Annotated in this window: 20 protein-coding genes; 10 read left to right on the forward strand and 10 right to left on the reverse strand. The window is 64.0% G+C overall.

Going from position 1 to position 23,160, the window contains the following annotated elements; genetic code table 11:
- Nucleotides 1-28 precede the first annotated feature (28 nt).
- Both hslU and ACFFWD_RS23605 read left to right on the forward strand, forming a co-directional pair.
- Complete coding sequence (hslU, locus tag ACFFWD_RS23600) at nt 29-1,333, forward strand: ATP-dependent protease ATPase subunit HslU (protein ID WP_376969031.1); 1,305 nt, start codon at nt 29-31, stop codon at nt 1,331-1,333.
- A 181-nt stretch (nt 1,334-1,514) separates the two neighbouring features.
- Complete coding sequence (locus ACFFWD_RS23605; protein WP_376969033.1) at nt 1,515-2,645, forward strand: hypothetical protein; 1,131 nt, start codon at nt 1,515-1,517, stop codon at nt 2,643-2,645.
- 4 nt (nt 2,646-2,649) lie between these two features.
- On the opposite strand, the gene ACFFWD_RS23610 is transcribed toward ACFFWD_RS23605, so the two are convergent.
- From ACFFWD_RS23610 to ACFFWD_RS23620, 3 genes are read right to left on the reverse strand one after another with little or no spacing between them, the layout of a single operon-like run.
- Nucleotides 2,650-3,237, reverse strand: a complete 588-nt coding sequence (locus ACFFWD_RS23610; protein WP_376969035.1) for a Smr/MutS family protein — start codon at nt 3,235-3,237, stop codon at nt 2,650-2,652.
- Complete coding sequence (mltA, locus tag ACFFWD_RS23615; protein WP_376969037.1) at nt 3,234-4,793, reverse strand: murein transglycosylase A; 1,560 nt, start codon at nt 4,791-4,793, stop codon at nt 3,234-3,236. Before mltA ends, ACFFWD_RS23610 begins: the two co-directional genes overlap by 4 nt.
- The gene (locus tag ACFFWD_RS23620) at nt 4,771-5,475 is read right to left on the reverse strand and encodes a Tim44/TimA family putative adaptor protein (RefSeq protein ID WP_376969039.1); all 705 of its coding nucleotides are present in this window, start codon (nt 5,473-5,475) and stop codon (nt 4,771-4,773) included. The genes mltA and ACFFWD_RS23620 overlap by 23 nt, the downstream gene beginning before the upstream one ends.
- Nucleotides 5,476-5,896: 421 nt before the next feature.
- On the opposite strand from ACFFWD_RS23620, the gene secB reads away from it, so the two are divergent.
- A complete protein-coding gene (secB, locus tag ACFFWD_RS23625; RefSeq protein ID WP_376969041.1) occupies nt 5,897-6,385 on the forward strand; it encodes a protein-export chaperone SecB in 489 nt (162 codons plus the stop codon).
- Nucleotides 6,386-6,618: 233 nt separating this feature from the next.
- Here secB and dnaQ read toward each other — a convergent pair whose 3' ends face one another.
- From dnaQ to ACFFWD_RS23645, 4 genes are read right to left on the reverse strand one after another with little or no spacing between them, the layout of a single operon-like run.
- A complete protein-coding gene (gene dnaQ, locus ACFFWD_RS23630; RefSeq protein ID WP_376969043.1) occupies nt 6,619-7,338 on the reverse strand; it encodes a DNA polymerase III subunit epsilon in 720 nt (239 codons plus the stop codon).
- A 26-nt stretch (nt 7,339-7,364) separates the two neighbouring features.
- Nucleotides 7,365-7,964, reverse strand: a complete 600-nt coding sequence (coaE, locus tag ACFFWD_RS23635; protein ID WP_376969045.1) for a dephospho-CoA kinase — start codon at nt 7,962-7,964, stop codon at nt 7,365-7,367.
- 40 nt (nt 7,965-8,004) lie between these two features.
- A complete protein-coding gene (locus ACFFWD_RS23640; RefSeq protein ID WP_376969047.1) occupies nt 8,005-8,613 on the reverse strand; it encodes a Maf family protein in 609 nt (202 codons plus the stop codon).
- A 10-nt stretch (nt 8,614-8,623) separates the two neighbouring features.
- Nucleotides 8,624-9,460 carry a pyruvate, water dikinase regulatory protein gene (locus ACFFWD_RS23645; protein ID WP_376969049.1) on the reverse strand — a complete coding sequence of 279 codons (837 nt, stop codon included), beginning with the start codon at nt 9,458-9,460 and terminating at the stop codon, nt 8,624-8,626.
- A gap of 445 nt (nt 9,461-9,905) precedes the next feature.
- Between ACFFWD_RS23645 and hemJ the strand changes: the two genes are divergently transcribed.
- From hemJ to ACFFWD_RS23680, 7 genes are all read left to right on the forward strand, one after another.
- Complete coding sequence (gene hemJ, locus ACFFWD_RS23650; RefSeq protein WP_376969051.1) at nt 9,906-10,328, forward strand: protoporphyrinogen oxidase HemJ; 423 nt, start codon at nt 9,906-9,908, stop codon at nt 10,326-10,328.
- A 251-nt stretch (nt 10,329-10,579) separates the two neighbouring features.
- Entirely contained in the window at nt 10,580-11,845 is a 1,266-nt protein-coding gene (gene rho, locus ACFFWD_RS23655) for a transcription termination factor Rho (protein ID WP_376969053.1), read from the forward strand.
- Between the two features lie 308 nt (nt 11,846-12,153).
- Nucleotides 12,154-13,488, forward strand: coding sequence for a tRNA uridine-5-carboxymethylaminomethyl(34) synthesis GTPase MnmE (gene mnmE / locus ACFFWD_RS23660; RefSeq protein ID WP_376969055.1), 1,335 nt, complete (start codon nt 12,154-12,156; stop codon nt 13,486-13,488).
- 202 nt (nt 13,489-13,690) lie between these two features.
- On the forward strand, nt 13,691-15,574 hold the full coding sequence (gene mnmG, locus ACFFWD_RS23665) for a tRNA uridine-5-carboxymethylaminomethyl(34) synthesis enzyme MnmG (protein ID WP_376969057.1): 1,884 nt from the start codon (nt 13,691-13,693) through the stop codon (nt 15,572-15,574).
- A 145-nt stretch (nt 15,575-15,719) separates the two neighbouring features.
- Nucleotides 15,720-16,385, forward strand: a complete 666-nt coding sequence (rsmG, locus tag ACFFWD_RS23670) for a 16S rRNA (guanine(527)-N(7))-methyltransferase RsmG (protein WP_376969059.1) — start codon at nt 15,720-15,722, stop codon at nt 16,383-16,385.
- A 31-nt stretch (nt 16,386-16,416) separates the two neighbouring features.
- The gene (locus ACFFWD_RS23675) at nt 16,417-17,268 is read left to right on the forward strand and encodes a ParA family protein (RefSeq protein WP_376969061.1); all 852 of its coding nucleotides are present in this window, start codon (nt 16,417-16,419) and stop codon (nt 17,266-17,268) included.
- 141 nt (nt 17,269-17,409) lie between these two features.
- Nucleotides 17,410-18,294 (forward strand): ParB/RepB/Spo0J family partition protein, encoded by an 885-nt coding sequence (locus ACFFWD_RS23680; RefSeq protein WP_376969063.1) that lies wholly within the window; start codon nt 17,410-17,412, stop codon nt 18,292-18,294.
- Nucleotides 18,295-18,415: 121 nt separating this feature from the next.
- On the opposite strand, the gene holA is transcribed toward ACFFWD_RS23680, so the two are convergent.
- The 3 genes from holA to leuS are packed head-to-tail and all read right to left on the reverse strand — an operon-like array spanning nt 18,416 to nt 22,663.
- On the reverse strand, nt 18,416-19,444 hold the full coding sequence (gene holA, locus ACFFWD_RS23685) for a DNA polymerase III subunit delta (protein WP_376969065.1): 1,029 nt from the start codon (nt 19,442-19,444) through the stop codon (nt 18,416-18,418).
- An 8-nt stretch (nt 19,445-19,452) separates the two neighbouring features.
- The gene (lptE, locus tag ACFFWD_RS23690; RefSeq protein ID WP_376969067.1) at nt 19,453-20,004 is read right to left on the reverse strand and encodes an LPS assembly lipoprotein LptE; all 552 of its coding nucleotides are present in this window, start codon (nt 20,002-20,004) and stop codon (nt 19,453-19,455) included.
- Nucleotides 19,991-22,663, reverse strand: a complete 2,673-nt coding sequence (gene leuS / locus ACFFWD_RS23695; protein WP_376969069.1) for a leucine--tRNA ligase — start codon at nt 22,661-22,663, stop codon at nt 19,991-19,993. Before leuS ends, lptE begins: the two co-directional genes overlap by 14 nt.
- Between the last annotated feature and the right edge of the window lie 497 nt (nt 22,664-23,160).

Below are 23,160 nucleotides of genomic sequence, written 5' to 3' on the forward strand. Positions count from 1 at the left end.
GACCGCGATTTCAACCTAGCTAGAGCCCATGACCGACTTCTCTCCCCGTGAAATTGTTTCCGAACTTGACCGCTTCATCGTCGGCCAGACCGATGCCAAGCGTGCCGTGTCGATCGCCCTGCGCAACCGCTGGCGGCGGCTGCAGCTTTCCGGTTCCCTGCGCGAGGAGGTTCTGCCGAAGAACATCCTGATGATCGGACCGACCGGCGTCGGCAAGACCGAGATCGCGCGGCGGCTGGCCAAGCTCGCGGGCGCGCCCTTCCTCAAGGTGGAAGCCACCAAGTTCACCGAGGTCGGCTATGTCGGCCGCGACGTCGAGCAAATCGTCCGCGACCTCGTCGAGGTCGCGATCATCCAGGTGCGCGAGCGCAAGCGCAAGGACGTGCAGGCCCGCGCCCAACAGGCCGCCGAGGAACGCGTGCTGGATGCGCTGGTCGGGCCGGCCGCCAGCGCCGGGACGCGCGAGTCGTTCCGCAAGAAGCTGCGCGCCGGCGAGCTCAACGACAAGGAAATCGAGATCGAGACGCAGTCGTCCGGCGGCGGCTTTCCGATGTTCGAGATTCCCGGCATGCCCGGCGCCCAGATGGGTGCGATCTCGCTCGGCGATATCTTCGGCAAGATGGGCGGACGCCCAAAGACCCGCCGCCTGACGGTTGAAGGCTCGCACGAGATCCTGGTCAACGAGGAGTCCGACAAGCTGCTCGACACCGAGCAGCTTGTGATGGAAGCGATCAGCGCGGTCGAGAACAACGGCATCGTCTTCCTCGACGAGATCGACAAGATCTGCGTGCGGGAAAACCGCGTCGGCGGCGACGTCTCGCGCGAGGGCGTGCAGCGCGACCTGCTGCCGCTGATCGAGGGCACCACGGTTTCGACCAAGCACGGCGCGGTCAAGACCGACCACATCCTGTTCATCGCCTCCGGCGCGTTCCATATCGCGAAGCCCTCGGACCTGCTGCCCGAGTTGCAGGGCCGCCTGCCGATCCGCGTCGAGCTGGCCGCGCTGAGCCGCGACGACTTGCGCCGCATCCTGACCGAGCCCGAGGCGTCGCTGATCAAGCAATATGTCGCGCTGCTGAAGACCGAGGGCGTGACGCTGGAGATCACCGACGGTGCGGTCGACGCGCTGGCCGACATCGCGGTCGCGGTCAACTCGACGGTGGAGAACATCGGCGCGCGGCGATTGCAGACCGTGATGGAGCGCGTGCTGGACGAGATCTCGTTCACCGCCCCCGATCGCAGCGGCGAGACCATCCAGGTCGACGCCGACTATGTGAACAAGCACGTCGGCGATCTCGCCAAGAACGCCGATCTGAGCCGGTTTATTTTGTAGGCGCTACAGCTAAGATTGTCGTGCCTGCGAAAGCAAGGACCCATAACCACCGGCGACCATTGTTGAAGCGAGCAGCAGCCCCAGCCATCGCCAAATGCAAGCCGGTGGCTATGGGTCCCGGCTCGCGCTTCCGCCTTCGCTCGTGGAGCTACGGCGGACAAGCCGGTTGGCCGGGACGACGATGAACGTGAATTTGGGACGGTGGCAAAACCCCTGGCGCTTGATGCTCGCCGTCAACGCGGCCGTTTTGCTCGGGGTGTTCCTGGTCAAGATCAGGCTTCCGCCCTACGTCCCCTACATCCACCTCCTGGTCGACTATCACTACGGCTTCACCAAGCGCGCGCTGATCGGCGCCATCGTCGCGGTGTTCACCGACAAGGTGCCGGTGTGGCTGGTGTTTGCGCTGGCCGGTGCGACCTGGCTGATCACGCTCGGCCTGTTCGCGAAGCTCTTCCGGCGCACGTTCGGCTTCGACGATGCGCAGCTTCCGCTGTTCGTCTTCACCGCGGGATCGCCGTTCTTCCTGAAGAATTTCATGCACACGCTCGGCCATTTCGACATCTATGGCTGCGCGCTCGCGATCGGCCTGCTGCTGATCCCGGCGCAATCGATCGCCTATGTCGTCGTGGCCGCGCTGGTCGCGATCGTGCTGATCCTGATCCACCACATCAATCTTCTGATGTATGTGCCGACGATCGCGGCGATCGTCGTGCTGCGCTTCTATCTGGTGCAGGGGATCACGCGGCAGAACGTGGCGGTCGGGATCGCGGCGCTGGCCGCCGTCGGCATCCTGTTCCTGGTTGCGCAATTCGCCGGCACGATCGATGTGTCCTACGACGAATTCCTGCGGCATCTGCAGGGCCGGATGGCCGATCCATCGCGCACTGATCTCTTGGCCTTCGGCTATATCTGGTACCAGCCGCTGTCGAAGGAGCTCGCCGACACCTGGGCGCGGATGCCCTCCAACATCCTGGGCGTCCCGGTGTTCGCGCTCCTGATCTGGCTGCACACGCCGCTCTGGCGCTATTTCGCGCGGCTGATCGGCGCGCTCGGGAGCGAGCTGCATCGTCGCATTGTGATTGCGGCGATCATTATGATCAGCGCCGGCTATCTCGTGATGTTCGCGATCGTGTTCGACTATTCGCGCTGGATCTCGAACTGGGCGGTCTGCATGTTCCTCGTGCTGCACGCCGTGAAGATGCTGCCGTCGTCGAAGGATGTGCCGGTGATTCCGTCCGACGACCGGGCCACGACCATCTTCGCCTGGGTCGTCACGCTGATTCCCCGCGTCGGGATCGTGCGGCCGTTCTGAAGCTCTACCGCGACCGGCGGACGCGCACATAGAGCGCGCCCTCGCCGCCATGGCCGATATGGGCCTCCTCGAAGCCGACCACGAGCGAACGGAATTCGGGCAGGCTCAGCCATTCCGGCACCTGACGCCGCAGCACGCCGCGTTCGGACTCCCCGCCGCCGGCCTTGCCTTTGCCGGTGATGACCAGCACGAAGGTCAGCCCCTCGCTGTGGGCGCGCTGCAGGAAGGTGAACAGCACGCGATGCGCACGGATCTGCGTCATGCCGTGCAGGTCGAGCCGCGCATCGATCTCCTGCCGGCCGCGCGACAGTTTTGCCCGTTCGCGGCGTCCGATCGGCGCCAACGGCGGCATAGCAGGCCGCGGCGCCGGCGCAGCCTTTGCGGGCGTTGCCGACTTGACCGGCACCGGTTTGATCGCAACCTGATGCGGGCCTGCGTCGCGAGGTACGGCGTGCGGCTTCGCCGCCGGTTTCTTGCGCAGCGGCTTGACCTGCTTCGCCACGCTTTCCCAGAGCGCACGCTCTTCCTCGCTCAACGCACGCTTGCGCCGCGAAGGTGTGGAGAGGTCGGGGATCGTCGCGGGTCGTTTCATCTGTAACGGTGATGACGATAACGCCGTTGACGACGTTTCTCTGATGGCGGCGGAATGTTGGGCCGGGCTTCCGGCAACGGCTTTGCCACAGACGCGGCCTGCGCGACAGGGGGTGTCGACACGGGCGCTGAAGTGGCGGGGCCCTTGGCGGCGGGCGCAGCCGGCACATCCGCAGGCTTCACCGCCGGCTTGTCCTTCTGCGGATCGGTCTGCGGAAACAGCTTTGCGATCTTCGCCGACGGCCGCGCGTCCGGCACCGGCAGCTTGCGGGCACGCTCGGCGGGATCGAGGCTCCTCGGCACCAGCATGACGAAACGCATATTGTGCCGCAGCCGGCCCGACACCTTTCCGGCATCGGCGCCGGCGCCGAAATAGAGATCGGCGCGCGCCGGACCGACGATCGCAGATCCGGTGTCCTGCGCGATCATCAGCCGGTGGAACGGCGTCTTCAACTGCTCGGATTCGATCGGCAGCTCGCCGGCGATGAAGAACGGCGTGCCATAGACATGCAGCGCCTTGTCGACCGCGATCGAGCGGCCCGGCGTCAGCGGCACACCCTGGGCGCCGACCGCCTCGTCCTTGTCCGAGAGCTGCACCTCGCGGAAGAAGATGTAGGAGCGGTTCTGCCGCCTGAGCTCCTTGGCGCCGTCGGGGTTCTGCTCCATCCACTCCCTGATCTTCTGCATCGACATCTGGTCCTTCGGGATGATGCCGCGGTCGATCAGGATGCGGCCGACCGGTGTGTAGGGGTAGCCATTATGCGCATCGTAGTTGATGCGCACGGTCGAGCCGTCCTCGAGCTTGATCCGTGCCGAGCCCTGGATCTGCGCGAACAATAGCTCGGTCGGATTCTTCAGCCAGCAGATTTCGAGCCCGCGGCCCGCAATCGCGCCGTCCTCAATCTCGGCGCGGTCGTAATAGGGCACGAGCTTGCGGCGGCCGATCTTGCGGAACACCTGGCCGCCGTTCGGCAGACCGGTCGAACTCTGCGTCTTGCCGCGCACGAACAGGTTGGAGGGACGGCGATAGACCGGCACGCTGTAGACGTCGGTCTGCGTCCGCGAGCCCTCCAGCACCGGCTCGTAATAGCCGGTGACAAATCCTTCGCCCTCGCCAAGCCGGGAGATCCGCAAGGGCACGAAGTTCTGCTCGAAGAAAACCTTCGCGCTCGCGCTGTCGGTCAGCTCGAGGCCCTTGGCGATCCGGCAGGGATCGCGCAGCGAGCCGCCCAGCGCCTTTGGGTCCGCCGGCGCGCCTTGCTGGGCCGCAATCGGCCTGCAGCTCGCACGGAATGTCTTGTAGGCGGCGAGATGATCGTCGTCGCTCCAGCCCGGAATGCCGGCCCAGTTCAGCGGCTCGTACTGGCTGCCGTTGACCTGCAACGGCAGTTCCAGATTGCGGTAGGGAATCGCGCGCGCGTGCTCGCGGTGTGGCTGGGCGTGCCGGGACTTGTATCGCGCGGCTAGCGCTGCGGTCGAACACAGAAGCGCAAGCGCAAGACACGCGACGGCGAGGCGCCCATAGCTGAAATGTTTAGTGAGCGCTTCCGGTACCAACCAGCTTCCAGTTCGGATCGCGGGACGTCGAGTCGCGGGCGAATGTCCAGACATCGGTGATGTCGGCGACCTTGTCCGGGTTGCCGTCGACCATGGTGCCGGACTTGTCGCGCGTGACCGAGATCATCTGTGACACGAAGCGCACCGTGAGCTGGGCCAGACGATCGCGCGTCTCCGCGCTGACAATCTCCGCCTTGTCGATCGACACGAACCGCGTCTCGGTCTTCTGCTCGTGCTTTTCGCGATCCTTGATCGCGGCCTCGAAGCTGTCATAGACCTCGCTCGACAGGAGGTCCTTCAGCGCGCGGCGATCGCCATTGGCAAAGGCCAGCACGATCATCTCGTAGGCCGAGCGCGCGCCGGACAGGAAATGCCGCGGATCGAATGAGGAGTCCTGGGCGACGATGGCGTCGAGGCCCTGCGCCAGCGCGCTGCCCGGGTCGGCGATGCCCTTCCAGCGATCCGACGGTTCGACCGGCTCGGCACTCGGCGCCGTGGTCGACTGATCGATCACCGATCCCGGCATCGGGACCACGTTGTTGTCCTGGCTGCGCTGCACGACGTTGGGCGCGGCACGATCATAGGGCGGCCGCTCGCTTCCGGTGCGCTGTCCGAGGACGCTGCGCAGGCGCAGGAAGATGAACACAGCCAGCGCCAGGAAGATGATGGTGTAGATATCCACGTCGTATTCGCTTTCTGGTCTCTGCCGGCAACGGGCCGGCCGTCCAAGCGTTCCCGGTCGGGAACGGCAGAGATTACATCACCGATTGAGTCCGCAGCATGTAGGCATGAAACTATGCCCGGCCAATGGCGCTTTTTGGCACGGGCAATTGTAGCGCGTTTTGCCGACCGGGGGAAACCACTTCCTGCCCGGAAATCGCGCATATTCAATAATTTAGGAAGCCATTAAGGGATTGGGCAGCAGGTGTCGTGACCTCCTGTGCGCGAATCGGCCACGCCACAGCCCTCTCTCTGCCTCGTCGTCCTTGTGGACCGAGCCGGGCCTATGATAGCCACTCGCGCGGCATCGGCACTGCAACACACCCACGCGCGCCTGAGGGACATCTGCCGTCCTGAGCGCCCGCGCTTCAGGAGACAGTTTTATGACCAACGGCAACGGCGCCCCCGCCGATCAGGCTCCTCCCCAGCTCAACGTGCTGGCGCAGTACACCAAGGACCTGTCGTTCGAGAACCCGAACGCACCGGCATCGCTCGGCCCGCAGCAGCAGCAGCCGGCGATCAACATCCAGATCAACGTCTCCGCCAACAACCTGTCGGAGAACGAGTTCGAGGTCATTCTGTCGATCGAGGGTAAGGCTGAAAGCGCCGGCAAGGTGATGTTCAGCTTCGATCTCGCGTATGCCGGCGTGTTCCGGATCGTGAACGTGCCGAAGGAAAACCTGCACCCGCTGGTCATGATCGAGTGCCCGCGGCTCCTGTTCCCGTTCGCGCGCGAGATCGTCGCGACCTCGGTGCGTGATGGCGGCTTCCCGCCCTTGATGCTCGATCCGGTCGATTTCGTCGGCCTGTACCGGCAGAACATGGAGCGGCAGGCGGCCGCCCAGGCTGCGTCCGGCGTCAAGCCGAGCTGAGCCGGATTGATCGGAGCTGACGCGTCATCCTTCGGGTTCGTGGAACCTGTCGTCGGTCGCGCAAATGCGCGACCCGTTGGCGCGCACCTCAGGCCGAAGTGCGCGCAACTCCATCCACGTCATTGCGAGCGAAGCGAAGCAATCCATAGTTCAGCAGAACGGAAAGCTGGATTGCTTCGTCGCTATCGCTCCTCGCAATGACGGGGCGACGAGGATTTGCACCCTCAAATTGACTACGCGGCCGGCACAGCCGCCGGTGCCGGCGGCAAATACTCATTCCAGATTGGCTTGTCGCCCAGCGTGGCGACAAAGGCGCGATGCGCCTCGCGGTCGGCGTCGCTGACCCGCGGCGTCAGCGGAATTTCGCGCTGCCGCCGCGGCGTATCGCCATAGCCGCCGGCGCGCGCGTCCGACGTCTCCGATGCCAGAATGAGCTGCGACTGCCGCGCCCCGATCAGGTCGATATAGACTTCGGCCAACAGCTCCGCGTCGAGCAGCGCGCCGTGCTTGGTGCGGCGGGAATTGTCGATCGAATAGCGCGAGCAGAGGTCGTCGAGCCGGTTCGAGACGCCGGGATGCTTGCGCCGCGCAAGCAGCAGCGTATCGACCAGCCGGTCCTTCGGGATCGCCGGCTTCTTGATGCGGTCGAGCTCGGCATTGATGAAGCTGATGTCGAACGACGCGTTGTGAATCACCAGCGGCGTATCGGCGATGAAGGCCAGGAAGTCGTCGACAACCTCATGAAACAGCGGCTTGCTGGCCAAGAATTCGGTCGACAGCCCGTGCACGGCGAACGCCTCCGCCGGCATATCACGCTCGGGATTGATGTAGACGTGGTAGGTCTGCCCCGTCGGCATCCGGTTGAAGATCTCGATGCAGCCGATCTCGACCAGCCGGTCGCCGCGCAGCGGATCAAGGCCGGTGGTTTCAGTATCGAGGACGATTTCGCGCATGAGCCAGAAGACCGGAAAGCGGCGAATCAGTCGCGCCGCTCTGGTATCTTAACAACCTCGGCCAGAATGTCGCTGATGCGTGCGCGCACCGGATCAAGTCCGTGCGAAGTATCCACTATGAAATCCGCGCGCTTGCGCTTCTCGGCGTCCGGCATTTGCTTCGCGATGATGGCGTCCAGCTTGGCGGCATCCATGGTGCCGCGCGCCAAGACGCGCTCGCGCTGCAGTTCCGGCGAGGTCGTGACCACAACGACCGCATCGACGCGCGTCTCGCCGCCAGTCTCGAACAACAAGGGAATATCGAGGACGACGACCGGCGCGCCGGCGGCCTCCGCGTCATCAAAGAATTTTTGCCGTGACGCGCCGAGCATCGGGTGCACGATCTGCTCGAGCTGCTTCATCGCCGCGGGATCGTGCACCACGCGCGCGGAGAGCTTGGCGCGGTCGACCTTGCCGCCGGCGGTGGTGCCGGGAAACGCCGCCTCGATCGCGGGCGCCGCCTCGCCTTCATACAGTTGATGCACGGCCGCATCGGCGTCGTAGACGGGAACGCCGGCCTCCGCGAACAGTTTTGCGGTGGTGGATTTCCCCATCCCGATCGAGCCGGTCAGTCCAAGGATCAACATCGGATCAACATCTCTGCGTCGCTAGCCTTCTGAAAATGTCTTACACCGCGAGCAGGTTCTCGCCGCGCAGGAACGCAAGCAGCGACAATAGCGGCAGGCCGAGAATGGTGAAATGGTCGCCCTCGATGCGCTCGAACAGATGCACGCCCAGGCTCTCGAGCTGATAGGCGCCGACACTGGTCGTCACCGCGGCTCCCGCCTGGTCGAGATAGGCCTCGATCTCCGCATCGGTGAACCGCCGCATCGACATGCGCGCGACACTGACATCTGAGAACAGCACTGTGCCGTCGCGCGCAACCGCGACAGCCGAATGCAGTTCGTGAACATGGCCGGCAAGGGCACGCAATTGCTCGGCCGCCTGCGCGCGCCCGGCCGGCTTGCTGAACATGCGCTGCCCCAGCGCCAGCGTCTGGTCGGCGCCGACGACGTATTGCCTCGGCTTCTGGCGGGACACGAACAGCGCCTTTTCGCGCGCCAGCAATCCTGCAATGGCGCCGGGAGCCGCAAGCCCGGAATTCGCCTGCACTGCGCGCTCGTCGATATCGGCGAGCAACGCCTCGAAATCGAGGCCGGCATTCTCCAGCAGCATTTTTCGCGCGCGGCTCTGCGACGCCAGGATCAGCTTTTGTTGTCCACGCCAGATGCTCATGACGAGGTGATCACTCCAACGGCCGCGCGCGCTGGCGATCGGCATAGAGCTTCATGATCGCCGCCGCCGTCTCCTCAATCGAGCGACGCGTGACGTCGAGCAGCGCCCAGTTGAACTTGGCGCTCAGACGCCGCGCAAACGCGACCTCGTCGGCGACGGCCTGTCTGTCGATATACGTGTCGTTGTCGCGATCGCCCATGGTGAGCAGACGGTTCTGCCGAACCTGGATCAATCGCTCGGGCGTTGCGTGCAGGCTGACGATCAGCGGCTTGGTCAGGTTTTCGAGCTGATGCGGCAGCGGAATGCCCGGCACCAGCGGGACATTGGCGGCGCGGATGCCGCGGTTGGCGAGATAGATCGAGGTCGGCGTCTTCGACGTGCGGGACACGCCGACCAGAACGACGTCCGCTTCCTCGAGGCCTTCGACGTGCTGACCGTCATCATGCATCATCGTGTAGTTCAGCGCATCGATGCGACGGAAATATTCCGCGTTGAGCACATGCTGCGCGCCGACGCGGCCCGTAGTTGCCGCACCCAGATACGCTTCGAACAACTGCATCACCGGCCCGATGATCGACAGACTCGGAACGTTGATCTCCTTGCACTTGCCCTCGAGACGGCCGACCAGATCTTTCTCCAGCAGCGTGAACAGCACGATGCCGGGCGATTCCTCGATCTCGTCCAGCACGCGATCGAGCTGCTTCTGGCTGCGCACCAGCGGATAGACATGCTCGACCGCGGTCACATTGGCGTATTGCGCGGCGACCGCGCGCGCCACCGTGATCAGCGTCTCGCCGGTCGAGTCCGACACCAGATGCAGATGAAAATAGTTGGAGCTCGTTGGCACCAAAACCCCTGTCTATCCTGTGAATCCTTGTGGAGGCCGGGGAGGAAAATCCAGGGCCGCCGCCGGGCCCCGGGATATCTCATCCCTTTCTTCACAGCACCTCGCAGAAGGATAAGTCGACGTCATGGAACCGATGATAGTGAGAACGTGTGGATTTGTCTCTTCATAAGCTGCCCACAGTCTCACGCAAGCAGTTGACGAGAAGCACGTAATCCGGATGAGCGGGCTTGCGGGCAAGAATGTTGAGGGATGTGAACAAGCGCCCAAGAAAGACTGGATCGTCTTGTGTGAGTCAAATCCACCGTCATTCAGACTCAAACCTTAGAATCTAAAATTAAATAGGTTTAGGAGAGCCGAGCTTGCGGATATGTATCCGTCCCTCGCTTGCAGAGCTTGGCTCGCAACGCTGAGACTGTCCGAGCCCCTCCGTGAAAGGCCCCCCGCGATGTATGAGTGGATCAAGGCGCTGCACATCATTGCCGTGATTTCCTGGATGGCCGGCATGCTCTATCTGCCGCGGCTGTTCGTCTACCATTGCGAGGCTGAGGTCGGCTCGAAGCAGTCCGAGACCTTCAAGGTCATGGAACGGCGGCTTTTGAAGGCGATCATCAACCCTGCGATGATCGTGACCTGGCTCGCCGGGCTTTATCTGGTCTGGGCCGGGCACTGGTATTCGTCCGGCTGGTTTCACGCCAAGCTGACGCTGGTGCTCGTTCTATCCGGTGTCCACGGCTTTTTTTCCCGCTGGGTGAAAGATTTTGCCGCCGACCGAAATCAGCGTAGTCAGAGATTCTATCGTATTATCAATGAAGTACCTACGCTTCTGATGATCTTGATCGTTATCCTGGTAGTGCTGAAGCCATTCTAGCCAAGGATGCTCAAGAAGCAGGCTTCAGTCCTTCTTGCGGAGCAGGGATCGATTTTCTATATAGGAGTTATCCCACCCCACGCAGGCGGATGTGGTCGCGTTCCGGTCTCATTTGGACCGGCCGCCGCATCAGGTTTGAAGCCCCAACGGCACTTTCCTGGCTGAGACCTGCGGACCTTCCCTTTGGCGTCCGCTTTTTCCGAAGCCACCTCGCATCCCTTCCCTACCTACTTCCTCACAGGACGACCCCAATGCGGGAAATCAAACTTCAGGACCTCAAATCGAAAACGCCGGCGGAGCTTGTCTCGTTTGCGGAAGAGAACGGGGTCGAAAATGCCAGCACCATGCGCAAGCAGGAGCTGATGTTCGCCATCCTCAAGCAGCTTGCTGCCGCCGAGACCGACATTGTCGGTGAGGGCGTCGTCGAGGTTCTGTCCGACGGCTTCGGCTTCCTTCGCTCGCCCGATGCGAATTACCTGCCCGGTCCCGACGACATCTACGTCTCGCCCTCGCAGATCCGCCGCTTCGGCCTGCGCACCGGCGACACCATCGAGGGGCACATTCGCAGCCCGAAGGAAGGCGAGCGCTATTTCGCGTTGCTGAAGGTCAATACGCTCAATTTTGAAGATCCCGAAAAGGCCAAGCACAAGGTCAATTTCGACAATCTCACGCCGCTGTTTCCCAATCAGCGTTTCCGCATGGAGCTTGAGGATTCGACCAAGAAAGACCTTTCTGCGCGGGTGATCGACATCGTCGCACCGATCGGCAAGGGCCAGCGCGCGCTGATCGTGGCGCCGCCGCGCACCGGTAAGACGGTGCTGATGCAGAACATCGCCCACTCCATCACCGCCAATCATCCCGACTGCTATCTGATCGTGCTTCTGATCGACGAGCGTCCGGAAGAAGTCACTGACATGCAGCGCTCGGTGAAGGGCGAGGTGGTGTCGTCCACCTTCGACGAACCGGCGGTGCGTCACGTCCAGGTCGCCGAGATGGTGATCGAGAAAGCCAAGCGGCTCGTCGAGCACGGTCGCGACGTCGTGATCCTGCTCGATTCGATCACGCGTCTGGGCCGCGCCTACAACACCGTCGTGCCGTCATCCGGCAAGGTGCTGACCGGTGGTGTCGACGCCAACGCGTTGCAGCGGCCGAAGCGGTTCTTCGGCGCCGCGCGCAACATCGAGGAGGGCGGTTCGCTGACGATCATCGCGACAGCGCTGGTCGATACCGGCAGCCGCATGGACGAAGTCATTTTCGAAGAGTTCAAGGGCACCGGTAACTCGGAACTGATCCTCGACCGCAAGGTCTCGGACAAGCGGACCTTCCCGGCGATCGACATCGCCCGTTCCGGTACCCGCAAGGAGGAGTTGATCACCGATCCGCAGGTGCTCAAGAAGATGTACGTGCTGCGCCGGATCCTCAATCCGATGGGCACCATGGACGCCATCGACTTCCTGCTCGACAAGCTCCGGAACACGAAGAGCAACTCCGAGTTCTTCGATTCGATGAATACCTGAGGCCGTATTGGCCGGACGGAGAGGGCGCCTCGCGAAGCGTGGGGCGCCCTTTTTGCTGCGAGGTTTGCTGCAGCATGACCGCAACATGGTTGAGTATGATCCCCTCGCTGACTTCAGTATAAGATGCTGAGATATTTGGCCTTCTTACCTTGACTATGGTGACAGGGGTCAGGGCTGATCGTTCGCGTAACATAATTGCTACGGGAATGTTGCGCCGACACTAGGTTATGCTGCATTGCAACAAAATGCGTATCCCCCCGCGAGAAGAAACGGCGTTGTGTTTGTGACGGCTCAGGAACAAATAGGCGATGCATCCACGCGACCAAACGATCTTCGCCCTCTCGTCTGGCCGTCCGCCGAGCGCGATCGCCATCGTGCGGGTCTCTGGGCCAATGGCCGAGTCGGTCGTGTCAGCCCTGGCCGGCAAGACACCGGTTCCGCGGATGGCGACTCATACCTTGCTGCGCGATTCCAGCGGCCAGCCGATCGACGATGCTGTTGTGCTCTGGTTTCCCGGCCCGGCCAGCGCGACCGGCGAAGACGTCGCCGAGTTTCATGTCCACGGTGGACGCGCCGTGCTGGCCGCCATGTTCAACGCGCTCGCGGCATTCGATAATGTCCGCACCGCTGAGCCCGGTGAATTCACCCGCCGCGCGTTTGAGAACGGCAAGCTCGATCTGACCGAGGCCGAGGGCCTCGACGATCTCATCCATGCCGACACCGATCGCCAGCGCCGTCAGGCGCTGCGCCAGTTGAAGGGCATGCTTGGCGATCGGGTGCGCGACTGGCGCGAGCAGATCATCGCGGCGTCGGCGCTGATTGAGGCCGGCATCGATTTCTCCGACGAGGGCGACGTGCCCGCCGAGCTGATCGCGCCGGCGCTGGTAAAGATCCAAGCGTTGCTTGGCGAAATCAAAGGAACCCTTGCGGCACAAGGTCGAAGCGAACGCCTGCGCGACGGCCTGGTGGTTGCGATTGCGGGTCCGCCGAATGTCGGCAAGTCGACGCTGATGAATCAGCTCGTGCGGCGCGAGGTCGCGATCGTCTCGCCGCATGCAGGCACCACGCGCGATGTGATCGAGGTGCAGCTCGATCTCGACGGCTATCCCGTCACGGTGATCGACACCGCCGGTATCCGCGAGACCGACGATCCGGTCGAACAGGAGGGCGTGCGTCGCGCCCGCGCCCGCGCCGCCGAAGCGGATCTCGTGCTGTGGCTTGCGGAAGGCGCGGGCAACATCGACCTGAACCAGGGGACCACACCGGTCTGGCTGGTCCGCAACAAGATCGATCTCGACAGCGCGCGACCGGTTGCGTCGGGCGAGGGGACTGCGCATCCAGAGTTCAGGATTTCCGCTGCGCGCGGCGACGGGATTCCTGAACTGATCACCGCCCTGGTCGGCTTCGCGCATGATTATTTCGGGACCAGCGAAGGTGCCTTGATCAGCCGGGCACGCCAGCGCAGATTGCTGGAGGAGACCGCCGATTCGCTCCGCCGCAGCATCGATGTGGTCGGGCAGGGCGAAGAGCTCGCTGCCGAGGAACTCCGCAGCGCGGCCACGTCCCTCGGCCGCCTGCTCGGTCGGATTGATGTCGAAGACATACTCGACGTCATCTTCCGGGAATTTTGTGTAGGGAAGTAATATTACTTCGTTCAGGGTCTAGCGCTACTGTTTCACGTGAAACGCGGCGGGCTCCTGACTTCCCACGGTCTTGTTTCACATGAAACACTGGCTGGCTTCGGGTCCCCGCCGCGGCCGTTTCACGTGAAACAGCCCATCGCTCGTGATGACGCCCCTAACTTCCTTCTTCCGGCTTTCATCACTCCGGGATAGAAGTCCGGCCATGACTTCACGGGCAGACTCATTCGACGTCATCGTCATCGGCGGCGGCCATGCCGGCTGCGAGGCCGCAAGCGCGGCTGCCCGGATGGGCGCAAAGACGGCGCTTGTCACCCATCGTTTTTCGACCATTGGCGCGATGTCCTGCAATCCTGCGATCGGCGGGCTCGGCAAGGGTCATCTGGTGCGCGAGGTCGATGCCCTTGACGGCCTGATGGGCCGAGTTGCGGACGCCGGCGGCATCCAGTTCCGGATGCTCAATCGGCGGAAGGGTCCCGCCGTCCGTGGACCCCGCGCCCAGGCCGATCGAAAGCTCTACGCCGCGGCGATGCAGGCGGCGATCTCAGAAACAGCAGATCTCAGTGTCATTGAGGGCGAAGCGGACGAGCTGATCGTCTCCGATGGCCGCGTCACCGGCATTCGTCTGGGTGACGGCCGCCTTTTCCAGGCGGGTGCGGTGGTGATCACGACCGGCACCTTCCTGCGGGGCTTGATCCACCTCGGTGAGAGGAACTGGCCAGCGGGCCGGGTTGGCGAAGCGCCCGCCATGGGGCTTTCCGCATCCTTCGAACGCGCCGGCTTTACGCTGGGCCGGCTCAAGACCGGCACGCCGCCGCGCCTGGACGGGACCACGATCGACTGGTCGGTGGTCGAAATGCAGCCCGGCGACGAGCCGCCGGAGCCGTTTTCGGTCATGACCGACCGGATCACGACCCCGCAGATCCAGTGCGGTATCACCCGGACCACGCCCGCGACCCATGAGGTCATCAGGGCCAACGTCCACCGCTCCCCGATGTATTCAGGGCAGATCAAGAGCACCGGGCCGCGCTATTGCCCCTCGATCGAGGACAAGATCGTCCGCTTCGGCGACCGGGACGGTCATCAGATTTTTCTGGAGCCGGAAGGGCTCGACGACACGACGGTCTACCCGAACGGCATCTCCACCTCGCTCCCTGAGGAGGTCCAGCTCGCGATCCTCGCCTCGATTCCCGGCCTCGAGCGGGTGAAGATGGTGCGGCCGGGCTACGCGATTGAGTACGACCACGTCGACCCGCGGGAGCTCGATCCGACCCTCCAGACCAAGCGTCTTCGCGGCCTGTTCCTGGCCGGCCAGATCAACGGCACCACCGGATATGAAGAGGCGGCCGGGCAGGGCATCGTTGCGGGCCTCAACGCGGCACTGGCCGCTGGTGGCGCCGATCCGAGCGTGTTCGACCGCGCCGATGGCTATCTCGGCGTGATGATCGATGATCTCGTCACCCGCGGGATCACCGAACCCTATCGTATGTTCACCTCGCGAGCCGAATACCGGCTGACGCTGCGGGCCGACAATGCCGATCAGCGGCTCACCGACAAGGGGATCGCGCTCGGATGTGTTGGTGCGGCGCGCTCGGAGCGTCACCGCGCCAAGATGGCGGCGCTGGACGCTGCCAAGACGCTTGCGAAGTCGCTATCGATCACTCCCAACGAAGCCGCCAAGCACGGTCTGTCGCTTAATCGCGACGGCCATCGCCGTTCCGCCTTCGAGCTGCTGGCCTATCCAGAGATCGAGTGGCCTGCGGTCCGGGCGATCTGGCCGGAGTTATTGGCCATTGACCCAGCGATCGCGGTGCATCTGGAGATCGACGCCAAATACGATGTCTATCTGAAGCGCCAGACTGCCGACGTCGATGCCTTCCGACGCGATGAAGGTCTGGTGCTCACGGACGTCGATTATGCCGATGTGCCCGGCCTCTCCAACGAAGCGCGCGCCAAGCTGCAGAAGGCGCAGCCGCGAACCGTGGGGCAGGCGGGGCGGATCGACGGCATGACGCCGGCGGCGCTCGGTATCCTCGCGGCCTATCTGCGGCGCGAAGCGCGACGGAAGACCGCGAAGGCATCGGCCTAGCGTTTCACGTGAAACGGGACGGCCGTTCGACGGCCTCCACCATTGCGAGGCGCGGAAGCGACGAGGCAATCCAGCGCTTCCGCGAGCGGCATCATGGATTGCTTCGCTTCGCTCGCCGTGACGAGCACGACCGGCACCCCAGAGAATGACACCAGCCCCACAATCCGCAGAACCCAAGGTCTCCGTCAGCGACAAGGCCGCGGCCCTCGGCCTGACCCCTGTTTCACGTGAAACGGAGGCGCGGCTTGATCGCTATGTCGCGCTGCTCCTGGAGTGGCAGGCCAAGACCAATCTCGTCGCGCCTTCGACGCTGCCAAATCTCTGGACCCGTCACATCTCCGATTCGCTGCAGCTCCTGAGCCTCGCGCCGTCGGCAAAGTCGTGGGTCGATCTCGGCAGCGGCGGCGGCTTTCCCGGCGTGGTCTTGGCCTGCGCGCTGGCCGAGACGCCGGGGGCATCGATCCATCTGGTGGAGCGAATCGCCAAGAAGGCGGCGTTCCTGCGCGAAGCAATTCGTGTGACCGGGGCGCCGGGGACTGTGCATCTCGCTGATATCGGGGATACTGTGGATAGAATCGCAGGTCCCATCGATTGCGTCACCGCGCGGGCGCTGGCTCCGTTACATCAACTCATCGGCTTCGCGGAGCCGTGGGTCAAAAAGGGCGCCAAAGCGCTGTTTTTGAAGGGTCAAGATGTAGAGGCCGAATTGACCGAGGCCACTAAATATTGGAATATCAAGCCAGAACTACATTCCAGCCGTACCGGCGGACACGGCTGGATCGTCGAGCTCGGGTCAATCGAGCGGCGCTAGGGGACTCCGCGGCAGCAAATGGTATTTTGGTATGACTGTGATGGATCAGGTTTATCAAGAGGATAGGGCGCCGCACGCGCCGGGCCATCCGCGCATTCTGTCGCTCGCCAACCAGAAGGGCGGCGTCGGCAAGACCACCACAGCGATCAATCTAGGCACCGCACTCGCTGCGATTGGTGAGCGCGTGTTGATCGTCGACCTCGACCCGCAGGGCAACGCCTCGACCGGGCTCGGCATCGACCGCCGCAACCGCAACACCTCGACCTACGACGTTTTGATCGGCGAAGCCCCGCTGCGCGATGCCGTGGTCGCGACCGCGGTGCCGCGGCTGCACATCGCCGCCTCCACCATGGATCTCTCCGGCCTCGAGCTCGAGCTCGGCACCACGCCCGGCCGCGCCTTCCGCCTGCGCGATGCGATCGCGGCGCTCAACACCAACGTCTCGCCTGACTCCGACTACACCTACGTGCTGATCGACTGCCCGCCGTCGCTCAACCTTCTCACCGTCAATGCGATGGCCGCGTCGGACGCGATCCTGGTGCCGCTGCAATGCGAGTTCTTCGCGCTCGAAGGTCTGTCGCAATTGCTGCAGACCGTCGAGCAGGTGCGCTCGACGCTCAATCCGAACCTGTCGATCCACGGCATCGTGCTGACCATGTTCGACTCGCGCAACAACCTCTCCAACCAGGTCGTCGCCGACGTGCGCCAGTTCATGGGAGCCAAGGTCTACGACACCATGATCCCGCGCAACGTGCGCATTTCGGAGGCGCCGTCCTACGGCAAGCCGGTCCTGGTCTATGACCTCAAATGCGCCGGCAGCGACGCGTATCTGAAGCTTGCGACCGAAGTCATCCAGCGCGAGCGCGAGCTGCGCACGCATTGATGACGATGCGTAGGATGGGTGGAGCGAAGCGGTACCCATCGTGACGCGCAACGACGGTGATGGGTTTCGCTGCGCTTGACCCATCCTACGATTCTGAAATTCAAGTCCGGAGTACTGCGAGTGAATCCAAGGGAGCTGGCAATGGCCGACGAAGCGCGGTCGCGACTGGGGCGCGGGCTTGCAAGTCTGATCGGGGATGTCGGCGGCGAGGCCGCGCATGTCGAGCGGCCGCGCGGACAGCGCAAGGTGCCGATCGAATTCCTCAAGGCTAATCCGCGCAACCCGCGCCGGACGTTTTCCGAAACCGAGCTCAGCGAGCTCGCCGATTCGATCAAGCAGCGCGGCGTGATCCAGCCGATCGTGGTGCGACCGGTGAAGGGCACGCAGGATCGCTACGAGATCATCGCCGGCGAACGCCGCTGGCGCGCCTCGCAGCTCGCCGGCCTGCACGAAGTGCCGATCGTGCCGGTCGACGTCAGCGACTCGGACGCGCTTGAGATCGCGATCATCGAGAACGTCCAGCGCGAAGACTTGAACGCGATGGAAGAGTGCAAGGGCTATCACGCGCTCGCCGACGAGTTCAAACGCAGCCAGGACGACATCGCCAAGATCGTCGGCAAGAGCCGCAGCCATGTCGCCAACATGATGCGGCTGACCAAGCTGCCCGCGGAAGTGCAGGCGCTGATCGAAAACGGCGAACTGTCGGCCGGCCACGCCCGCGCGCTGATCGGCGTGCCCGATCCGCTCACTGCCGCCAAGCGCATCGTCGCCGAAGGCCTCAACGTCCGCCAGGCCGAGGCGCTGGCGCATGAGGAGGGCGTGCCCGAACGCAAGCCGCAGAAGCCGCGTAGCACCGCGGCGGCGAAGGCCAAGGACCCTGACACCATCGCGCTGGAAAAGCGCGTCAGCGATGCGCTCGGCCTCACCGTCACCGTGAACCATCGCGATCCCGGCGGCACCGTCCAGATCAGCTATCGCAACCTCGAGCAGCTCGACGAGGTGATGCGGCGGCTGGAAGGCGGCTAGTTCAGCGAGAGCCCTCCGCGTCATTGCGAGGAGCGATAGCGACGAAGCAATCCATAGCTCCAGATGTGCGGAGGCATGGATTGCTTCGCTTCGCTCGCAATGACGGACGTACCAACGCAGGCTACCCCCTCCGCTTCGCATTCGCTGCGATCGACAGCAGCGCGCGGTGGGCGATGACGGCGGCGAGCGAGGCCTGCTTGCGCATGTCGAGGGCCGCGGTCGCAAGCTGGTCGATGATCGCAACCAGCCGCGGCGCGCTGAAATTGCGCAGCGCGATCTCGACCGCGCCCTTGCGCGAAAAATGCAGCCGCGGAAATCCGCCCTCGAGCACTGAAGACACCGGCGTGCCTTCGGCAATCGCAAGCGCCGATTTGTGCAGCCATGCCGCCTGGCGCTGCGCCGCGGAGATGATCACGCCGGGATAGGTTCCGGCGACCATCGCTTTTGCGAACTCGCTCTCGACGAGCGCCGCATTGCCGGCGAAAGCGCCGTCGACGATCGGATCGAGTTTCAGCTCGGATGCGTCCGAGACAACGGTCATCACATCATCGAGCGTGATCTCGCCCTTGCCATGGGCGAACAGCGCGAGCTTGCGCAATTCGTTGCGCGAGGCCTGGCGGTCGCCGCCGAGCAGCGACATCAGCACCGCGCGCGCATCCGGCGCGAGCCGCAGGTTGGAGACGCGCAGCTCGTCATCGATCAGCTTCGCCAGGTCGCGCTCGGTGTCCGGATAGCAGCCGATCGCCACCGCGTTCTTGGCGCGCTCGCAGGCCTTGCGCAGCGGCGATTCGGGCCTGAGCTCGCCGGCCTCGATCACGATGCGGCAATCCTTCAGCGGCATCTCGGCGAGCGTGTCGACACCACCAGCGAAATTGCGCGAGCCGGCGCGGACGCGGATGGCGCGGCGGCCGCCGAACAGCGGCACCGTCATCGCTTCATCGACCAGGCGCGAGGGTTCGGCGGCGAGCTCGTCGCCGTCGAGCCGCACCAGCGAGAACGGATCGTTGGGATCGTCGACGGCCGACGCCATCAGCGCGTCGGCGCGCTCGCGCACGAGGCCGGTGTCCGGACCGTAGAGCAGGATGATCGGGCGGCCGGCGTCAGGCCGTGCGAGGAAGCTGTCGATCTCTTTTCCGCGAAGCGCGACCAATGCTGCAATCAGGTCCCGGCGGTGAAGAAGGAGGCGAGCCGGGTCTGGATGTTCTCGGCGATCTCCTGCGCGGCGCGGTCCTCGGCGTCGCGGAAGGCGCGGGCGCGGGCGAAGCGCTGGTAGGAGCCCGGCATGTCATAGGACACGCGCGAGAAGGTCGTGCCGGTCATGACCGACTTGTTGGAGGCGATCTCGATCAGGTTGAACTGCGCGTCGATGCCGTAGTTCTCGCTGGTCGGCAGCGCCGTGGCCTGATTGATCATCAGCGAGGAGCGGCTGGTCGAGAAGCGCAGCACCAGCTTGTGGGTCGGCGGCATGCCGGTGGCGGTGCCGTACAGCTTGAACGCCAGCGCGTTGCGGATCTCGACGCCGATCCGCGCCTCGCGCGAGGCGTTGGCCTTGTCGACCGGCGGGATTTCCACGCCCATCAGCTTTTCGCGCAGGCCCGGCGCACCGTCGGCGCGCTCGGCATACATCGGCTGGAAGCAACCGGCCGTCAGCGCGGCCAAGGCAGCGACGGCGAGAAGCCGGGCGGCGATCCTGATCCTAGCCGACGACATTGACGATCCTCATTGGCACCACAATCACCTTGCGGACGGGTTTGCCGCTAAGGGCGAGTTTTACCGCATCGAGCGCCAAAACGGCAGCCTCTATCTCCGCATTTTGGGCGGCCCGTGGCACGGTAACATCACCCCGCTTCTTGCCGTTGACCTGGACCACGAGGGTCACGCTGTCTTCAACCAGCAAATCGCGTTCGATTTGGGGCCAATTGGCCTCCGAAATCAGCCCCTGCTGGCCCAGGACCACCCAGCACTCCTCGGCCAGATGCGGCATCATCGGCGCAAACAGGTGAACGAGGATCAGCGCGGCTTCCTTGACCGCCCAGGCGATGTCCGGTGCTGGAGTGCCGCCGTTCGCGGTTTCCTTGGCCAGCACCTCGGCCAGCGCATTGGCGAACTCTCTGATGTGGGCGAGGCAGACGTTGAAGTGCAGCCGCTCGATGCCCGACGACACCTTGTCGAGTGCGCCATGGGCCGCCTTGCGCAGCGCCAGAGCCTCGGGGCCGAAGCTGGTCGGCCGCGCCGCCGGCGCCGACGTCGCAATCTCCGCCGATTCGTTCACCAGCCGCCACAGCCGTTGCACGAAGCGCGCGGCGCCTTGGACGCGCTCGTCGCTCCAGATCACGTCACGGTCCGGCGGCGAGTCCGACAGCATGAACCAGCGCGCAACGTCGGCGCCGTAGCTTGCGATGATGTCGTCGGGGTCGACCGTGTTCTTCTTCGACTTCGACATCTTCTCGATCGGGCCGATCATGACGTCTTCGCCCGTTGTCAAAAGCGTCGCGCGCCGCCCGTTGCCGCCGACCTCGACCTTGACATCGGCGGGCTGGACATAGGTACCGTCGGCCTTCTGGTAGGTCTCGTGCACCACCATGCCCTGGGTGAACATGCCGGCGAACGGCTCCTTCATGTCGATGTGGCCGGTGGCCTTCATCGCGCGGGTGAAGAAGCGGCTGTAGAGCAGATGCAGGATCGCGTGCTCGACGCCGCCGATATACTGGTCGACCGGCATCATCCGGTTGGCGACCGCGGGCGTGGTCGGCGCATTCGCGTTCCAGGGATCGGTGAAGCGCGCGAAATACCAGGACGAGTCCACGAACGTGTCCATCGTGTCGGTCTCGCGCACGGCCTTGCCGCCGCACTTCGGACAGCTGACGTGCTTCCAGGTCGGATGATGGTCGAGCGCGTTGCCCGGCTTGTCGAAGGTCGCATCGTCAGGCAGCGTCACCGGCAACTGATCGTCGGGCACCGGCACCACGTCGCACTTGGGACAATGGATGACGGGGATCGGGCAGCCCCAATAGCGCTGGCGCGAAATGCCCCAGTCGCGCAGCCGGAAATTCACCTGCCGCTCGCCGACGGCCCCCACCCTTCCCTCCCCCGCTTGCGGGGGAGGGTTAGGGAGGGGGCGCAACTCAGCCTCCAGCCGCTTGGCAACTTCTTCCTTGGCCTCGTCGATCGTCATGCCGTCGAGAAAGCGCGAATTGATCATGCGGCCGTCGCCGTCATAGGCGACGTCAGTGATGACGAAGGTCTTCGGGTCCTGCCCCTCCGGGCAGACCACCGACACGTTGCCGAGCCCGTATTTGTTGACGAAGTCGAGGTCGCGCTGGTCATGCGCCGGGCAGCCGAAGATCGCGCCGGTGCCGTATTCCATCAGCACGAAGTTCGCGACGTAGACCGGCAGCTTCCAGTTCGGGTCGAACGGGTGGACCGCCTTGATGCCGGTGTCAAAACCCTGCTTCTCGGCGGTGTCGATGATCTCCTGCGCGGTGCCGATCTTCTTGATCTCGGCGATGAACTCCGCGAGCTTCGGGTTCTTCGCGGCTGCGGCCTGCGCCAGCGGATGATCGGCCGAGATCGCCATGAATTTTGCGCCGAACAACGTGTCCGGCCGCGTGGTGAAGATCTTCAGCTCGCTCTCGCCGGCCGGCGTCGTCGCCGGATCCAGCGCAAAGCGGACAAGCAGGCCTTCGGAGCGGCCGATCCAGTTACGCTGCATCAGCCGCACCTTGTCGGGCCAGCGGTCCAGCCCGTCCAATGCCTCCAGCAGCTCCTGCGAGTACTTCGTGATCTTGAAGACCCACTGGCTCATCTCGCGCTGCTCGACGACAGCGCCCGAGCGCCAGCCGCGGCCGTCGATCACCTGCTCGTTGGCGAGCACGGTCATGTCGACCGGATCCCAGTTCAGCTTGCGCTTCTCGCGCTCGGCGAGACCCGCGCGCAGCATGTCCAGGAACATCTTCTGCTGATGCTTGTAGTAAGCGGGGTCGCAGGTCGCGAACTCCCTGCTCCAGTCGAGCGACAGCCCGATCGAGCGGAGCTGCTTCTTCATCGCGGCGATGTTGTCGTAGGTCCAGGCCTTCGGTGCCACCTTGCGCTCGATCGCGGCGTTCTCCGCCGGCAGGCCGAACGCATCCCAGCCCATCGGATGCAGCACGTTGAAGCCCTTGGCGCGCATGAAGCGCGCCAGCACGTCGCCGAGCGTGTAGTTGCGGACATGCCCGATATGGATGCGCCCGGACGGATAGGGAAACATCTCGAGCACGTAATATTTCGGCCGCGGATCGTCGTTCTTGGAGGCGAAGATCGCCTTTTCGTCCCATTGGCGCTGCCAGCGGGGCTCGGATTCACGGGCGTTGTAGCGTTCGGAGGTCATGAAATCGCAGGGCTTTTGGTGGGTTTTCGGGTCCTGTCAGGGACGGCGGACTAGGCCACAAAAGCGCCCGTGGGGTCAACGGCTTGGGGCCCTTCCAAAACCTCATCCTGATGAGCGCGGAACGCGCGTCTCGGAGGATGTGGCCCGGCCCGGGCGGACGAAAAGGCTGACCAAGCTCCCGGAACCCAACCGGTGTCGTCACCCGCGAAAGCGGGTGACCCAGTACGCCGCGGCCCATCGGCCCAATAACGACTGCCTCTGGAATACTGAGTCGCCCGCTCAAGCCGGGCGATGACAGTGTCATATGGGCGCGGTTTTACATCCTCGCGACATGTTTTGTCCGAGTTTTACCTTTCGTTTCGCCACTCTGAGGAACAGAGGGCGCAGGGAAAGCCGGGTGCCGATTGCACCCATGGGCCCTGTGCAACAAAAAGCACAGGGGTAGGACCACAGGTGAAACCGGAAAACACGCCGGCTTTCCCTGCGCGATGGTTTTA

Origin of the sequence: Bradyrhizobium erythrophlei (assembly GCF_042430365.1) — a bacterium.
GTDB lineage: Bacteria > Pseudomonadota > Alphaproteobacteria > Rhizobiales > Xanthobacteraceae > Bradyrhizobium > Bradyrhizobium erythrophlei.

Coding starts and splice junctions, on each gene's coding strand:
- rho (WP_376969053.1), top strand. CDS start 10,580: ATGCGGGAAATCAAACTTCAGGACCTCAAATCGAAAACGCCGGCGGAG.
- ACFFWD_RS23680 (WP_376969063.1), top strand. CDS start 17,410: ATGGCCGACGAAGCGCGGTCGCGACTGGGGCGCGGGCTTGCAAGTCTG.
- ACFFWD_RS23640 (WP_376969047.1), bottom strand. CDS start 8,613: ATGAGCATCTGGCGTGGACAACAAAAGCTGATCCTGGCGTCGCAGAGC.
- hslU (WP_376969031.1), top strand. CDS start 29: ATGACCGACTTCTCTCCCCGTGAAATTGTTTCCGAACTTGACCGCTTC.
- dnaQ (WP_376969043.1), bottom strand. CDS start 7,338: ATGCGCGAAATCGTCCTCGATACTGAAACCACCGGCCTTGATCCGCTG.
- coaE (WP_376969045.1), bottom strand. CDS start 7,964: ATGTTGATCCTTGGACTGACCGGCTCGATCGGGATGGGGAAATCCACC.
- lptE (WP_376969067.1), bottom strand. CDS start 20,004: ATGTCGTCGGCTAGGATCAGGATCGCCGCCCGGCTTCTCGCCGTCGCT.
- rsmG (WP_376969059.1), top strand. CDS start 15,720: ATGACACCAGCCCCACAATCCGCAGAACCCAAGGTCTCCGTCAGCGAC.
- hemJ (WP_376969051.1), top strand. CDS start 9,906: ATGTATGAGTGGATCAAGGCGCTGCACATCATTGCCGTGATTTCCTGG.
- ACFFWD_RS23605 (WP_376969033.1), top strand. CDS start 1,515: ATGAACGTGAATTTGGGACGGTGGCAAAACCCCTGGCGCTTGATGCTC.
- ACFFWD_RS23610 (WP_376969035.1), bottom strand. CDS start 3,237: ATGAAACGACCCGCGACGATCCCCGACCTCTCCACACCTTCGCGGCGC.
- mnmE (WP_376969055.1), top strand. CDS start 12,154: ATGCATCCACGCGACCAAACGATCTTCGCCCTCTCGTCTGGCCGTCCG.
- mnmG (WP_376969057.1), top strand. CDS start 13,691: ATGACTTCACGGGCAGACTCATTCGACGTCATCGTCATCGGCGGCGGC.
- secB (WP_376969041.1), top strand. CDS start 5,897: ATGACCAACGGCAACGGCGCCCCCGCCGATCAGGCTCCTCCCCAGCTC.
- leuS (WP_376969069.1), bottom strand. CDS start 22,663: ATGACCTCCGAACGCTACAACGCCCGTGAATCCGAGCCCCGCTGGCAG.
- ACFFWD_RS23675 (WP_376969061.1), top strand. CDS start 16,417: ATGACTGTGATGGATCAGGTTTATCAAGAGGATAGGGCGCCGCACGCG.